We start from the raw sequence: 13,845 nt of genomic DNA, 5'->3' as shown, positions 1-13,845 counted from the left end.
GAGGAGGATGCGCCAGAGATGTAAAAGATGTGTATAGGGTATTGTGCGGCCTGATGCCCTCACCCCAGCCCTCTCCCACGGGGAGAGGGAGAAATGCAAATTAGCGGCCGCCGCGGATCAGGCCGCCCATACCGCGCCGTTCCATAAACGCCGCGACCTGATGACGAACCTCTGCTGCCAGCTGCGCGTCAAGGCTGCGTTCAGCCAGCTCGCGGGCATCATTGATGTCAATATGCCGCAGCAGGTACTTCACGCGAGCGACAGCGCGACCGTTCATCGACAGATGGCGGTATCCCAGACCAATCAGGATCGCAACGCACATTGAATCCCCGGCCATTTCACCGCACAGGCGTAAATCAATGCCGTACTGTTCCGCTTCACGGGCAATCATCGCTAACGCGCGAATGATCGCCGGATGCAGGCTGTCGTAGATACTGGCGACACGCGTATTGTTACGGTCGACGGCCAGAATATATTGCGTCAGGTCGTTCGTGCCGACAGAGATAAAATCAACACGGTTTGCCAGCTGCGGCAGCATAAAGACCATAGACGGCACTTCAAGCATCACACCGATCCGTGGTTTCGGGATCGCATAGCCGATCATCTCTTCCACTTCACGGCCTGCACGTTCGATCAGTCGCCGGGACTCGTCGATCTCATCAATGCTGGTGACCATCGGGAGTAAGATGCTGAGATTGCCCGTCGCCGCGTTGGCGCGCAGCATTGCACGCACCTGGATCAGGAAGATCTCCGGCTGATCGAGCGTAATGCGGATCCCACGCCAGCCCAGGCACGGGTTTTCTTCGCTGATCGGCATATAGGGCAGCTGTTTATCCGCGCCGACATCGAGGGTTCTCAGGGTGACAGGTTTGTCGTTAAACATCTGCAACATCCCCTGATACTGCGCCACCTGCTCCTCTTCGGAGGGGAAACCGCTCTGCAGCATGAACGGGATTTCAGTACGGTATAGACCAATACCGTCGATGCGGCTGCCAAGCTTTTCTTCATGCTCAGGGCTTAAACCGGCGTTGAGCATGACTTTGATCCGCTCTCCGCTCTTAAGCTGTGCGGGCAGGTTAACGTCATCCTCCGCCAGCTTGCTTAATTCATTCTCTTCGCTGATAAGGCGCTGGTATTCCTGGAGCAGAACCGGCTCAGGATCGACCAGCAGCTCACCGCGATAGCCGTCAACCACCAGCGTACGGCGGTGCAGTACCGACGGCTGGATATCCGCTCCCATAACGGTTGGGATACCCAGCGCGCGCACCATAATGGCGGCGTGTGAGTTGGCGGCACCATCGCGCACCACCACACCGGCCAGCCTGTCCTGAGGCAGTTCAGCCAGCGTCGTTGCCGAGAGCTCATCGGCGACCAGAACAAACCGTTTTGGCCAGGCATTCGGCCCCTGAATGGTGTCATCGAGATGAAACAGCAGACGCTGTCCCAGAGCGCGGAGATCGCCAGCCCGTTCTTTCAGGTAACCGTCGGTCAGTGCCGCAAATTGGTCGGCAAATTTTTCGATGACCTTCTTAACCGCCCACTCTGCGACCGAGCCTTTATCCACCTCCGCAAACAGCTCACGACGCAGACGCGCGTCGGAGAGCAAGTGCGAATAGAGGTCGAAGATGGCCGCCGTCTCTTTCTGTGCGCCTGCGGCAAAGCGCTTGCTGTAACGACGAAATTCGTTCGCCGCCTCTTCCAGCGCGGCGGTAAGACGCTCGCGCTCAAGCGCTTCATCAAGCGTTGAGGCTTCGTAAACCTGCTCCATCAGCGGCAGCGTGGCGTCCATCCAGCCTTCCGCAATCGCTACGCCTGGCGATGCCGGAAGAGCGCGAATGCGCGTATGGCGATATTGACCAAAGAGCGCGGCAAGCTGGGACTGGGAGAGGATCGCCGCCATCTGCGTGGCCAGCGTGACGAGGAAAGACTCTTCGCTTTCATCGTACTGACGTAGCTCGCGCTGCTGGACAACCAGCACGCCGAGCAGCTGGCGACGCTGGATAATCGGCACGCCAAGGAAAGCGCGGAAGCGCTCTTCTTTTACGGAAGGGATGTATTTAAAGCTGGGGTGTTTTTGCGCATCAGCAAGGTTGATGGGTTCAGCCAGCCGCCCAACCAGACCCACGATACCTTCATCAAATGCGAGCGTGACGGTGCGTCCACGTGGTTTTTTTAAACCACGGGTCGCCATCAGGTAATAGCAGCGCCGATCGTGGTCGGCCAGATACACCGAACAGACCTCGGTCTCCATCGCAAGACAGATGTCAGTGACCAGAATATTCAGCGCCTCGTTCAGACGCGGAGCACTGGCCACCTTCTCGACTATTTCTCGCAAGCGGGTGAGCATGATTTGCGTAGCTTAACCTCTTTTACGTCGCCAGGCAGGTGCGCTCTGCGGCTTAGGCGGGATCTCCTGAAGCTGCATTACCACACTTGCAAACTCTTTCATCACCCTACGGTAAACATCGCGTTTAAATGACACGACCTGACGAACAGGATACCAATAGCTCACCCAGCGCCAGCCATCGAACTCCGGCGTACTGCTGGTTTGCATATTGATGTCTGAATCGTTGCCCACCAACTGCAACAGAAACCACTTCTGTTTCTGGCCGATACAAACCGGCTTTGTGTCCCAACGCACCAAACGTTTCGGTAACTTGTAACGCAACCAGTTGCGGGTCGAAGCCAGGATGCGAACATCTTTTCGGCTTAAACCGACCTCTTCAAAAAGCTCCCGGTACATCGCTTGTTCTGGGGACTCTCCCGGATTGATCCCGCCTTGCGGGAACTGCCAGGAGTGCTGACCATATCGCCGGGCCCACATTACCTGGCCCTGACGATTACAAATTACTATTCCTACGTTCGGGCGGTAGCCATCGTCATCAATCACCGGACTACCCCAAACTAAACCTTATATATGAATGATTGTTTCACACTACAGGGAGGCGGTAAACCACTCTCTTACAGGGATGCAACCTAATAACATTTGAATAACTCACAAATAAGTGCTGAGTTATAAACAGATGAGAGGCAGTGAAGGGAATTTTATTCACCTTTTCTGTGGATATAGTTGTGAAGAAGTGTCTGATTACCGATGAACAACCTCAAACCCTGCCTTACCAACGCTTTCGCGTCATTTAAATAATCCAATATTTTTCATAAAGTTAAATGTATTTTTATGCACAAAAAACAGAATAGCGTGACGATCATCACATCAGGGATCGTCGTGCTGATGAAAGATCGAACAGCGTCGGTTTTATCCACAGATTGTGCCAATAAGTTAGTCACAATTTGTTTGAAAATTCGATTTTCATCGCACGTCAAGGCTGTAAATTGAAACAGTAGTCAGGGTTATGCCCAGTTATCCCATTTTTCTGTGGATAACATGGTGTAAGATCCTGTTCATTGTCAGTGACCAGATTTGAACAACCGGTTTTCTGAGTCTGGTGAAACGATTTCAAAAGAATAAAAAAACCTATAAATCATATACATGGAATATTGGTACAGAAATAGTTAAACTCTATCCACAGGGGACAATTTCTTCGTTTATTTTTTAATCAAAAGGTTACCTTCATGCATCCGCTTACACCCTTGCTCTCGCCGCCGTCCAGCGAGGGCCAGTTGCTACAGCAGGCACAGCGTCTGGCAGGCTTTTCGCTTGGCGAGCTGGCGGCAATGGCAGGGCTTCAGATCCCGAAGGATCTGAAAAGGGATAAAGGCTGGATCGGCATGCTGCTTGAGCTGTGGCTGGGCGCCAGCGCAGGGAGCAAACCCGAGCAGGATTTTGCAGCGCTTGGCGTGGAGTTAAAAACCATCCCCATAGACAGCCAGGGCAAGCCCCTTGAGACCACCTTCGTCTGCGTAGCGCCATTAACCGGCAACACCGGCGTGACGTGGGAAACCAGCCACGTGCGCCACAAGCTGAAGCGCGTGTTGTGGGTGCCGGTCGAAGGTGAGCGTCAGATCCCCCTGGCTGAGCGTCGCATTGGCGCGCCGCTGCTCTGGAGCCCGAACGACGATGAGGAGCAACAGCTGCGGCTGGACTGGGAGGAGCTGATGGACATGATTGTGCTTGGGCAGGTAGAGCGCATCACCGCCCGACACGGAGAAGTATTACAGCTGCGCCCGAAAGCGGCCAACAGCAAAGCGCTTACCGAGGCAATCGGCGCGCGGGGCGAGCCGATACTGACGCTGCCGCGCGGCTTTTATCTCAAAAAGAATTTCACCGGCGCGCTCCTGGCACGTCATTTCCTGTTAAAAACATAGTTTTTTACTTATTTTGCGAGCTCTCAAACATAATCGACTGCTTTTTAAGATTTTACCGCTTCCTCAAGTCGCCATATCGGGTTAATACTAGATTATGATTTGATACGCGCCAGATGAGGACGATAACGATGAAAAAATGGGCAGTGTTAGTTTCAGCAGTCGGTTTAGCGTTTGCCGTATCGGGCTGTAGCAGCGATTACGTTATGGCGACAAAAGACGGTCGAATGATCCTGACCGACGGCAAACCCGAAGTCGACGATGATACCGGTCTGGTCAGCTACCGCGACCAGGAAGGCAATAAAATGCAGATCAATCGCGACGAAGTATCGCAAATTATCGAGCGATAAACAGAGAGAGGTCAGTCGCTTGCTGGCCTTTTTGATTTTTTTCTTCCCCTTTTGCTTCCCCTCTGCCATGTTTATATTCCTTTGTCGGGCACGCCCTGACGCGGTCTATAAGTCTACTGAGGAAGCCGGCTATGCATTATCACCGTATCCCCCACAGCGCTCTGGAAATAAGCCAACTGGGGTTGGGCACGATGACATTTGGTGAACAAAACAGCGAAGCCGATGCCCATGCACAACTCGATTACGCCGTCAGCCAGGGGATTAACCTGATTGATGTCGCGGAGATGTACCCTGTCCCGCCACGTCCGGAAACGCAGGGACTTACCGAAACCTACGTCGGTAACTGGCTGGCAAAACACGGCAACCGTGAAAAGCTGGTGATTGCCTCCAAAGTCAGTGGTCCCGCGCGCAACAACGATACCGGGATCCGCCCGAATCAGATCCTCGATCGTAAGAATATCCGCGCCGCACTGGACGCCAGCCTGAAGCGCCTGCAAACCGACTACCTCGACCTGTATCAGGTGCACTGGCCGCAGCGCCCAACCAACTGCTTTGGTAAGCTCGGCTACAGCTGGAATGAGAGCGCCCCCGCCGTAACGCTGCTGGAAACGCTGGAAGCGCTGACCGAGTGCCAGCGCGCGGGAAAAATCCGCTACATTGGCGTCTCTAACGAAACTGCCTTTGGCGTAATGCGCTATCTGCACCTGGCGGATAAACACGATCTGCCGCGTATCGTCACCATCCAGAACCCATACAGCCTGCTTAACCGTAGCTATGAGGTGGGTCTGGCCGAAGTGACGCAGTATGAAGAAGTGGAACTGCTCGCCTATTCCTGTCTCGGCTTTGGCACGCTGACGGGGAAATACCTGAACGGCGCGAAACCGGCCGGGGCGCGAAATACCCTCTTTAGCCGCTTTACCCGCTACAGCGGCGAGCAGACGCAGAAAGCCGTTGCCGCCTATGTGGATATCGCAAAGCGTCACGGTCTTGACCCTGCGCAGATGGCGCTGGCCTTCGTGCGTCGTCAGCCGTTTGTTGCCAGCACCCTGCTGGGCGCGACCACGATGGAACAGTTGAAAACCAATATTGAGAGTTTCCACCTGAACCTGAGTGAAGAGGTGTTAGCGGAGATTGAAGCGGTACATCAGGTTTATACGTATCCTGCACCGTAATAAAAGCAAAACGGCAACGCACGTTGCCGTTTTTAGGGTTTGCTCCCTCTCCCTGTGGGAGAGGGCCGGGGTGAGGGCATCAGGCCGCACTTATCAGCGCCGACGCTGCCAGACCCACAATCCCGCAATCGCCAGCGCAAACAGCCCGCCAAACCCGACGCCAATCCCCACCACCGGCACACCGACTTTTACCGCCAGCGAGTAGAGCCCCAGCATTAGCAGCATCGCCAGGTTTTCACCCAGGTTTTGTACCGCGATAGCGTTCCCCGCCCCGACGGTCTGCTTACCACGTTCCTGCAGCAACGCGTTCAGCGGTACCACGAAGAAACCGCCCAGAATACCAATCAGGATGAGGAGGACATACGCAGGCAATAATGCATGTTGCAGCGAGAAAATAAGCACCACGACGCCAATCAGGATCCCTGCGGGCATGCAGCGTGCTACCGTCTCGAGCGTCACCAGCTTCGCCGCCGCACCTGCTCCCACCACAATGCCGATGGCCACCATCGCGTTAAGATAGGTCGGCGTCGCGTTGTCAGTAATCCCCAGCGCCACCGGCACCCACAGCACCAGCAGGAAACGCAGCGTGACGCCCGCCCCCCAAAACATACTGGTTCCCATCAGGGAGAAACGCGTTTCTCCGTTACGCCACAGCACGCGACAGGCGGTAAAGAAACTGCCGGTCATCGGTTTAAAGCGCCAGGATTGCCCCGGGCGAGCCACTGGTAACTTAGGAATAAACAGGTTCGCCACAACTGCCCCGCCATACACCACCGCGCAGATGCCCAGTGCCGCCAGGACGTGCCAGTCGGCCAGTACGCCGCCCGCGACGGAACCGAGCAGGATTGCGGCGATGGTTGACGACTCCATCAGGCCGTTGGCTTTCACCAGCTTATCGCCCGTGGTCAGCTCTCCGAGAATGCCATACTTCGCTGGGGAGTAGGCGGCGGCACCAATGCCCACCAGCGTGTAGCCAATAAACGGGTTGAAGCCAAAGCAAATGCTGGCGGCACCCAGCAGCTTGAGGCCGTTGGCAAACATCATCACCCGGCCTTTCGGGAAACTGTCCGCCACCTGCCCGACGAACGGAGCAAAGATAATGTAAGCGCCCACAAACACCATCTGCAGGATCGGCTGGCTCCAGTCGGGGTAAAACTCGGCTTTCAGCAGCGCCAGAGTGGCAAACAACAGCGCGTTATCACCGAACGCAGAGAGAAACTGTGCGGCGATAACGGCCATCATGCCTTTCGATCTGAGCGATGTGTTAGTGTGTACTGACTCACGCATTTTGCTGTTCCGCCTCTTCAACCATGCCTTTCAGGGTCACGAAATCGGGTTTCCCGCTACCCAGCACCGGGAGCTGCTTCAGGAAGCGAATATCGCGCGGCACCGCCAGTTCAGGGATACCGTGTTCACGCGCATAGCTCAGTAACCTGTCGCGCTTAAGCTCAGCGTCGGTCGTAAACAGCACCAGCGCCTCGCCTTTGCTGGCATCACTCTTCACCACCGTCGCATGCATCTTATCCGCGGACACGGCCGTCGCCAGCTGCTCAACCATTTCCAGAGAGACCATTTCACCGGCGATTTTGGCGAAGCGCTTCGCGCGTCCCTGAATCTGTACAAAGCCTTGTTCATCAAAACGGACAATATCACCGGTGTCGTACCAGCCGGTTTCAATCTCGCCGTTGATGTTTTCCGCCGTTGGCACCTCCAGCACGCCTGGGTTTTCTACGCGCAGATAACCGTTCATCACGTTTGGCCCTTTCAGCTGCAGACGGCCACCGTCCTCAATGCCCGGCACGGCCAGCAGACGCGCGTCCATCCCCGGCAGAATTCGGCCCACCGTACCCGGTTTTGCCGCCATCGGTACGTTAATCGAGACCACGGGAGCACACTCGGTAACGCCATAGCCTTCGAGAATGCGCAGGCCAAACTTGTCCTGCCAGATCTGACGCGTGCTCTCCTGCAGTTTTTCCGCACCGGCCACCACATACCGCACGCGATAGAAATCGTAGGGATTAGCAAAACGCGCGTAGTTGCCCAGGAAGGTTGAGGTGCCGAACAGCACGGTACAGTTACGGTCATACACCAGCTCCGGCACAATGCGGTAATGCAGCGGGCTTGGATAGAGGAATACTTCTGCGCCGGTCAGCAGCGGCGTAAACAGCCCCACCGTCAGGCCAAAGGAGTGGAACAGCGGCAGCGCCGACATAAAACGGTCATCCGCGGTAAAGTCGGCAATGCTTTTGATCTGCTCAACGTTCGCCAGAATGCTCTTGTGGCTGTGGACGACGCCTTTCGGGTTGCCCTCCGATCCCGACGTGAAGAGGATAATCGCGTCATCTTCCGGCTGCTGTTTGACCTGCGCCAGACGCGGCATCAGCAGGTGAGCAAAAATCCACAGCTTGTCGCCGGTGGTTACGTCCGCTTTCAGATCCTCAAGGAAGACCCAGCGCACCTGAGTGAGCTGCTCGGGAAGATGCCAGAGCTTGCCTTTGTCCAGGAACTGACGAGAGGTAAAGACGGTATTAATCTGGGCCGCGGTGATGGCGCTGGTCAGCCCTTTCACGCCCGCCGTGTAGTTCATCATTGCCGGGATGCGCCCCCGGGAAACCGCACCAAAAATCACCGCCGCGCTGATGCCCGCGTTAGGCAGCATCAGGCCAATCTTTTCGCCCTTTTTGCTGTACTTCTCAAGAATGCGGCCCACAAACAGGGTCTTAGTCAGCAGCTTGCGATAGGTATCCGGGGTAAAGTTGATGTCTTCGATGCAGTTTTTCTTCGCACCATAGCGGTGCTGCGCGGAAAGCAGAGATTCATACAGCGTTTCGCGCGGGCGCACGGCCATGCGCGCTTCCATCATAATCTGATGCAGCATTTCCCCGGCGATTTTACGGCGATCGCGGGCACGCGGCGCGTCCGGCATTGGTAACGACGTGGGCGGCAGAATATGCAGCGTGATTTTTGGGAACAGACGCTGCTTTACCAGCCCTTTCAGGCGACTGAAATACGTTAGCTCGGCACCTTCAATGCGCAGCGGCACCACGGTCGCTTTTGATTTCGCAGCAACAAACCCCGCGCCGTCGTAGATTTTCATCAGCGAACCGGTCACTGAAATACGCCCTTCCGGGAAAATAACCACCGGACGCCCCTGCTCAACCAGACGCACCAGATGCTTAATCATCATCGGTTTTGTCGGATCGAGCGGCACAAAATCAATCAGCGGCGTGAGCCAGCGCATGTACCACTGCTGGCTGATAGAGGTATAGACCGCAAACACCGGGCGCACGGGTAAAAATAGCGCCAGCAGAATGCCGTCTATAAAGGAAACATGATTTGGCGTGATGAGAACGCGTTCGCCGCGAAGCGCCTGGGCATCGCCAGTGACGCGGATGCGAAAAAGAATGCGGAACAGTGTACGGAAGAACCCAAATAGCATCTCAACTCCATTTGCCAGCCAGTGTGGAGGGTTGATAGTAAATGGTGGCAGATTACACGAGAAGTGATACGGGAGCGACAGCAAAAGTGGAGGCGAAAAAAAACCTGCGCATCCGCGCAGGTTGGTGCAAGAGATGAGTACGAAACCGTACTAAGAATTCTCACCAATCAATACCTCTGGGATCTTGATTGTGGTCGTTCGACCTGCGCTTCGCCAGCAGGAAAACGCAAGGGAATGAGCCGAAGTGCAACCAGGTGTGAATATTTTCTATTGCTGTTACAGGTTGAACTTTCAGGCAAAAAAAAACCTGCGTAAAAACGCAGGCTGGTGTAAGCGTGTTAATCAACCGGAGTTGACTCCACCTATCAATACCTCTGGGATTTCGACTGTATCAACCTCTCTAATATCCTTGCCATCGGACAATCGCAACAGCCTGACGCAAAGTGTAACCAAAGGTTCAGATTGACATTCTTCAGACATGACTGCGCGTGTAACGATTACACTACCAGTGTTGTCCTGCGTCACGTTTGTGGAGAGCGGAAATCCGCTCCCCTTGAATGCGCGGCGCTTTTCCGCAACACTATTTGGTGTGTAAACGCTTACCCCCAATAAGAAGGTAATGAATGGCGACAATAAAGGATGTGGCCCGTCTGGCAGGTGTGTCGGTGGCAACCGTCTCTCGAGTGATTAACGACTCCCCAAAAGCCAGTGACGCATCGCGCCAGGCGGTACAAACCGCCATGGAATCCCTGAATTATCATCCCAATGCCAATGCTCGCGCGCTCGCCCAGCAGTCCACCGAAACCATTGGGCTGGTAGTGGGTGATGTTTCCGACCCCTTTTTCGGCGCCATGGTGAAAGCGGTTGAACAGGTCTCTTATCAGACGGGCAATTTTTTGCTGATCGGCAATGGCTATCATAATGAGCAAAAAGAACGCCAGGCCATCGAGCAGCTGATCCGCCACCGCTGCGCCGCGCTGGTGGTTCACGCCAAAATGATCCCGGATGCCGAGCTGATTCACCTGATGAAGCAGATGCCCGGAATGGTGATCATCAACCGCATTATTCCCGGGTTTGAAAAACGCTGTGTGGCCCTCGATGACCGCTACGGCGCCTGGCTTGCGACCCGTCATCTGATTCAACAGGGCCATACCCGGATTGGCTATCTCTGTTCCAATCATCCGATTTCTGATGCGGAAGACCGCCTGCAGGGCTACTACGATGCCCTGCGCGAAAACGGACTGCCGTGTAATGATCGTCTGGTGGCCTACGGTGAACCGGATGAGAGCGGTGGTGAACAGGCCATGACCGAACTGCTCGGTCGCGGGCGGAATTTCACGGCGGTTGCCAGCTATAACGACTCGATGGCCGCAGGGGCAATGGGGGTGCTGAATGACAACGGGATTGAGGTACCGGCAGAAATTTCGCTGATTGGCTTCGATGACGTGCTGGTCTCTCGCTACGTGCGCCCGCGTCTGACCACCGTGCGCTACCCGATTATCACCATGGCAACGCAGGCCGCCGAGCTCGCGCTAGCTCTGGCTGAACAGCGCCAGCCGCCGGATATTACGCATCTGTTTAGCCCGACGCTGGTTCGCCGTCACTCCGTTGCATCACCTGCGGAAGCGCAGAGCGAATAACGGTAGAGGTGGACCAGGGTGTTGGGGTATTCCAGCCCATCACCGATATACTGCCAGCCGTAACGTTCGTAGAAGTCGCGGCAGGCAGACCAGAGGTGCAATTCTTCATATCCCGCCTGTGCGGCCCAGGTAATAACGTGCTGCTGTAGCTTTCCTGCCAGCCCCTTGCCACGCGCCGCGTCGTCAACGTAGAGCGCCGCCAGCCACGGAAAGAGATCCTGACGGGTGATCAAATCGCAGCGCCAGAGCCCTACCGTACCAACAAGCTGTTCGTCTTCTACGGCGATAAAGGTCAGCGGTAATGTTCCCGGCGTCTGGCTGTGCTCAACAATGCTGTGGAAAAATTCCCGAGAAAGCCCTTCGCCAAAGGCCTGCCAGAGCCAGTCGGTGACCTGCTCCGCATACTGCGGTGCCTGGTAAAGCGGGAAGATGGCTATCTTTTTCACATTTCACCTGCGTTTTCTCATGTATTTGCTGGCCTGTCGCCCCAGCTCGGTTCGGCGATTATTTTACCAGAGTCAGACTATTTAGTTTTACTTCAGGCATGCATGACGAATCGTGACCAAAAAGCGTGATCGTGGCAGAAGTTTTGCGCTTCCCGCATCGCCTATACGCCGTGAGGTCTGTGTTAAACTGCAAACCATTACGTGGAAGCAGGAATGTAGAATGGCAACAATGCTGGATGTCTCACTGCGTGCGGGCGTGTCGAAGGCTACCGTCTCGCGCGTGCTGAACGGCACGGGTCAGGTTAAAGAGAGTACGCGTCAGCAGGTCTTTGCTGCGATGGAAGAGCTGGGATATCGCCCGAACTTTCTCGCGCGTTCGCTGGCTAACCAGACCAGCAACAGCATTGGCCTGGTCGTCTCGACCTTCGACGGCTTTTACTTTGGTCGTCTTCTCCAGCAGGCGTCGCGGCAGACGGAAACTCACGGAAAACAGCTGATCGTCACCGACGGTCACGACGCGCCGGAACAGGAAGAACAGGCGGTGCAGATGCTGGCCGATCGCCAGTGCGATGCCATCGTGCTTTACACGCGCTACATGAGCGAAAAAGCGATCGTCAAACTGATGAACACCGTGAAAACGCCGCTGGTGGTCATTAACCGTGAAGTGAGCCAGGTGCCGGATCGCTGCGTGTTTTTCGAACAGCAGGATGCCGCGTTTAAGGCCGTGGATTACCTGATCGCCCAGGGCCATCGGGAGATCGCCTGTATCACCGTTCCGATCCACACCCCCACGGGTAAAGCGCGGCTGATGGGCTACCGTAAGGCGCTGGAAAAGCACGGCATCCGCCTGGACGAGCGTCGGATAAAGTACGGCGATGCGGGAATGACGCGGGGATACGAGCTATGCAAGGAGTTGATTGCCGACGGTGTGCCCTTTAGCGCCCTGTTTGCCTGTAACGACGATATGGCCCTGGGGGCGTCCAAAGCGTTACACCAGGCGGGGCTTAAAATTCCGCAGGATATTTCACTGTTCGGCTTTGACGATGCCCCAAGCGCGAAATGGCTGGAGCCTGCGCTCTCATCGGTTTATCTGCCCATCGACAATATGATTGTCACGGCCATCGATCAGGCGATCCGGCTGGCAAAAAACCAGCCGGTCGATGCCATCCCGCCGTTTACCGGCACGCTGGTGTTACGCGATTCGGTTACAACGGGGCCGTACTTTCATCAGATGAGTTCTAAAGCCAGCAGTTCCTGAATGGTCTGACGACGACGGATCAGCCGTGCCTTGCCGTTATCAAACAGCACTTCCGGCAGCAGCGGGCGGCTGTTGTAGTTAGATGACATCGACGCCCCGTAGGCACCGGTATCATGCAGCACAAGATAATCACCCGGTTTGACCTCTGGCAGCGCGCGGGTCTCCACTTTGCCGCCTTCCTGCTGGGTGAACACGTCACCCGATTCGCACAGCGGTCCCGCAACGACCGTCTCAACCCGCGGCGCCTGCGTTAAGTCGCGGCCGTCGGCAGCCAGGGCGGTAATGTGGTGATAGCTGCCGTACATGGACGGACGCATCAGATCGTTAAAACCTGCGTCAATCAATACGAAGTGGCGAGACCCCATCTCTTTGACGCTGCGCACCTGCGAAACCAGCACGCCGGCTTCCGCCACCAGGAAACGACCCGGCTCAATTTCCAGCTTCACCGCGTGGCCAAGATGCGCGGCGATTTGGTCACGCGCGGCGCTCCACAGACCGTAATAGTGATCGGTATCGATCGCCTCTTCGCCTTCGCGATAGGGAATGGAGAGACCGCCACCGGCAGAGATCGCCTCCAGATCCTGACCGAAGTCGATAACCTGGCGCACCATCGCGCCGCACACCTGCTCCAGGTGGCCGTAATCGACGCCAGAGCCAATGTGCATATGAATACCCACCAGCTTCAGGCCGTAGCGCTGTAATACCTCCAGCGCGGCAGGCATATCGGCATACCAGATCCCGTGCTTGCTGTTTTCGCCGCCGGTATTGGTTTTTTGACTATGCCCATGACCAAAGCCCGGATTCACGCGCAGCCAGACTCGATGGCCGGGAGAAACCTGACCCAGCTGCTCCAGCATATCTACAGAACCGGCATTCACCGGGATCTGCAGTTCGTGGACGCGCGCAAGCGTCGCATCGTCGATCACGTCTGCGGTAAAGACGATCGCGTCGCCGTCGGCTTTCGGATCGAATCCGGCCACCAGCGCGCGCTCGATTTCGCCAAGCGAGACGGAGTCCACCTTCACGCCCTGCTCACGCATCAGGCGCAGAATATGAATATTGGAGCACGCCTTCTGGGCAAAGCGCACCACGTCAAACTGATGCAGGGCGGCGATCTTCTCGCGAACGATCTGCGCGTCGTAGACCCACACTGGGCAGCCAAACTCGGCGGGCAGGCGCAGCAGGTTGTCGGCGTTCAAATCGGTATCAGTCTGGTTCAGCGGGCGTGGCATGGTCTTCTCCGGGTAAATGCGTTTTGAAGATTACGCCACAGCGCG

The 13,845-nt window shown here is 55.9% G+C and carries 11 protein-coding genes; 5 read left to right on the top strand and 6 right to left on the bottom strand.

Annotated features, from left to right (window positions below; translation table 11 throughout):
• Positions 1–100: 100 nt before the first annotated feature.
• Both ptsP and rppH read right to left on the bottom strand, forming a co-directional pair.
• Positions 101–2,347 carry a phosphoenolpyruvate--protein phosphotransferase gene (ptsP, locus tag ACJ69_RS21610; RefSeq protein ID WP_023309047.1) on the bottom strand — a complete coding sequence of 749 codons (2,247 nt, stop codon included), beginning with the start codon at positions 2,345–2,347 and terminating at the stop codon, positions 101–103.
• A 12-nt stretch (positions 2,348–2,359) separates the two neighbouring features.
• Complete coding sequence (gene rppH, locus ACJ69_RS21605; RefSeq protein WP_013098553.1) at positions 2,360–2,890, bottom strand: RNA pyrophosphohydrolase; 531 nt, start codon at positions 2,888–2,890, stop codon at positions 2,360–2,362.
• Between the two features lie 683 nt (positions 2,891–3,573).
• On the opposite strand from rppH, the gene mutH reads away from it, so the two are divergent.
• The 3 genes from mutH (at position 3,574) to ACJ69_RS21590 (ending at position 5,785) form a co-directional block, all read left to right on the top strand.
• Positions 3,574–4,266: a DNA mismatch repair endonuclease MutH gene (gene mutH / locus ACJ69_RS21600; RefSeq protein WP_059347736.1), complete on the top strand. Its 693-nt coding sequence runs from the start codon at positions 3,574–3,576 to the stop codon at positions 4,264–4,266.
• Positions 4,267–4,394: 128 nt separating this feature from the next.
• Entirely contained in the window at positions 4,395–4,613 is a 219-nt protein-coding gene (locus ACJ69_RS21595; RefSeq protein WP_008499668.1) for a YgdI/YgdR family lipoprotein, read from the top strand.
• A gap of 131 nt (positions 4,614–4,744) precedes the next feature.
• Positions 4,745–5,785, top strand: a complete 1,041-nt coding sequence (locus ACJ69_RS21590) for an NADP(H)-dependent aldo-keto reductase (RefSeq protein WP_038417288.1) — start codon at positions 4,745–4,747, stop codon at positions 5,783–5,785.
• Between the two features lie 93 nt (positions 5,786–5,878).
• Here ACJ69_RS21590 and lplT read toward each other — a convergent pair whose 3' ends face one another.
• Both lplT and aas read right to left on the bottom strand, forming a co-directional pair.
• Positions 5,879–7,072: a lysophospholipid transporter LplT gene (lplT, locus tag ACJ69_RS21585; protein WP_045888656.1), complete on the bottom strand. Its 1,194-nt coding sequence runs from the start codon at positions 7,070–7,072 to the stop codon at positions 5,879–5,881.
• Positions 7,065–9,224 (bottom strand): bifunctional acyl-ACP--phospholipid O-acyltransferase/long-chain-fatty-acid--ACP ligase, encoded by a 2,160-nt coding sequence (gene aas, locus ACJ69_RS21580; RefSeq protein ID WP_059347735.1) that lies wholly within the window; start codon positions 9,222–9,224, stop codon positions 7,065–7,067. The genes lplT and aas overlap by 8 nt, the downstream gene beginning before the upstream one ends.
• A 623-nt stretch (positions 9,225–9,847) precedes the next feature.
• Here aas and galR point away from each other — a divergent pair.
• Positions 9,848–10,864, top strand: a complete 1,017-nt coding sequence (gene galR, locus ACJ69_RS21575; protein WP_023309052.1) for an HTH-type transcriptional regulator GalR — start codon at positions 9,848–9,850, stop codon at positions 10,862–10,864.
• On the opposite strand, the gene ACJ69_RS21570 is transcribed toward galR, so the two are convergent.
• On the bottom strand, positions 10,825–11,301 hold the full coding sequence (locus ACJ69_RS21570) for a GNAT family N-acetyltransferase (RefSeq protein WP_059347861.1): 477 nt from the start codon (positions 11,299–11,301) through the stop codon (positions 10,825–10,827). The genes galR and ACJ69_RS21570 overlap by 40 nt on opposite strands.
• 229 nt (positions 11,302–11,530) lie before the next feature.
• Here ACJ69_RS21570 and ACJ69_RS21565 point away from each other — a divergent pair, with 229 nt between their 5' ends.
• Positions 11,531–12,568, top strand: a complete 1,038-nt coding sequence (locus tag ACJ69_RS21565) for a LacI family DNA-binding transcriptional regulator (protein WP_029741168.1) — start codon at positions 11,531–11,533, stop codon at positions 12,566–12,568.
• On the opposite strand, the gene lysA is transcribed toward ACJ69_RS21565, so the two are convergent.
• The gene (gene lysA, locus ACJ69_RS21560; protein ID WP_047646286.1) at positions 12,538–13,800 is read right to left on the bottom strand and encodes a diaminopimelate decarboxylase; all 1,263 of its coding nucleotides are present in this window, start codon (positions 13,798–13,800) and stop codon (positions 12,538–12,540) included. The two genes, ACJ69_RS21565 and lysA, sit on opposite strands and share 31 nt — an antisense overlap.
• Between the last annotated feature and the right edge of the window lie 45 nt (positions 13,801–13,845).

Source organism: Enterobacter asburiae (genome assembly GCF_001521715.1).
GTDB lineage: Bacteria > Pseudomonadota > Gammaproteobacteria > Enterobacterales > Enterobacteriaceae > Enterobacter > Enterobacter asburiae.
This window is presented reverse-complemented; position numbering and strand designations above follow the sequence as displayed.

Excerpts from the sequence above, each read along its gene's own strand:
- mutH (WP_059347736.1), top strand. The coding sequence starts at position 3,574 with ATGCATCCGCTTACACCCTTGCTCTCGCCGCCGTCCAGCGAGGGCCAG.
- lysA (WP_047646286.1), bottom strand. The coding sequence starts at position 13,800 with ATGCCACGCCCGCTGAACCAGACTGATACCGATTTGAACGCCGACAAC.
- ACJ69_RS21565 (WP_029741168.1), top strand. The coding sequence starts at position 11,531 with ATGGCAACAATGCTGGATGTCTCACTGCGTGCGGGCGTGTCGAAGGCT.
- aas (WP_059347735.1), bottom strand. The coding sequence starts at position 9,224 with ATGCTATTTGGGTTCTTCCGTACACTGTTCCGCATTCTTTTTCGCATC.
- ptsP (WP_023309047.1), bottom strand. The coding sequence starts at position 2,347 with ATGCTCACCCGCTTGCGAGAAATAGTCGAGAAGGTGGCCAGTGCTCCG.
- galR (WP_023309052.1), top strand. The coding sequence starts at position 9,848 with ATGGCGACAATAAAGGATGTGGCCCGTCTGGCAGGTGTGTCGGTGGCA.
- ACJ69_RS21590 (WP_038417288.1), top strand. The coding sequence starts at position 4,745 with ATGCATTATCACCGTATCCCCCACAGCGCTCTGGAAATAAGCCAACTG.
- lplT (WP_045888656.1), bottom strand. The coding sequence starts at position 7,072 with ATGCGTGAGTCAGTACACACTAACACATCGCTCAGATCGAAAGGCATG.
- ACJ69_RS21595 (WP_008499668.1), top strand. The coding sequence starts at position 4,395 with ATGAAAAAATGGGCAGTGTTAGTTTCAGCAGTCGGTTTAGCGTTTGCC.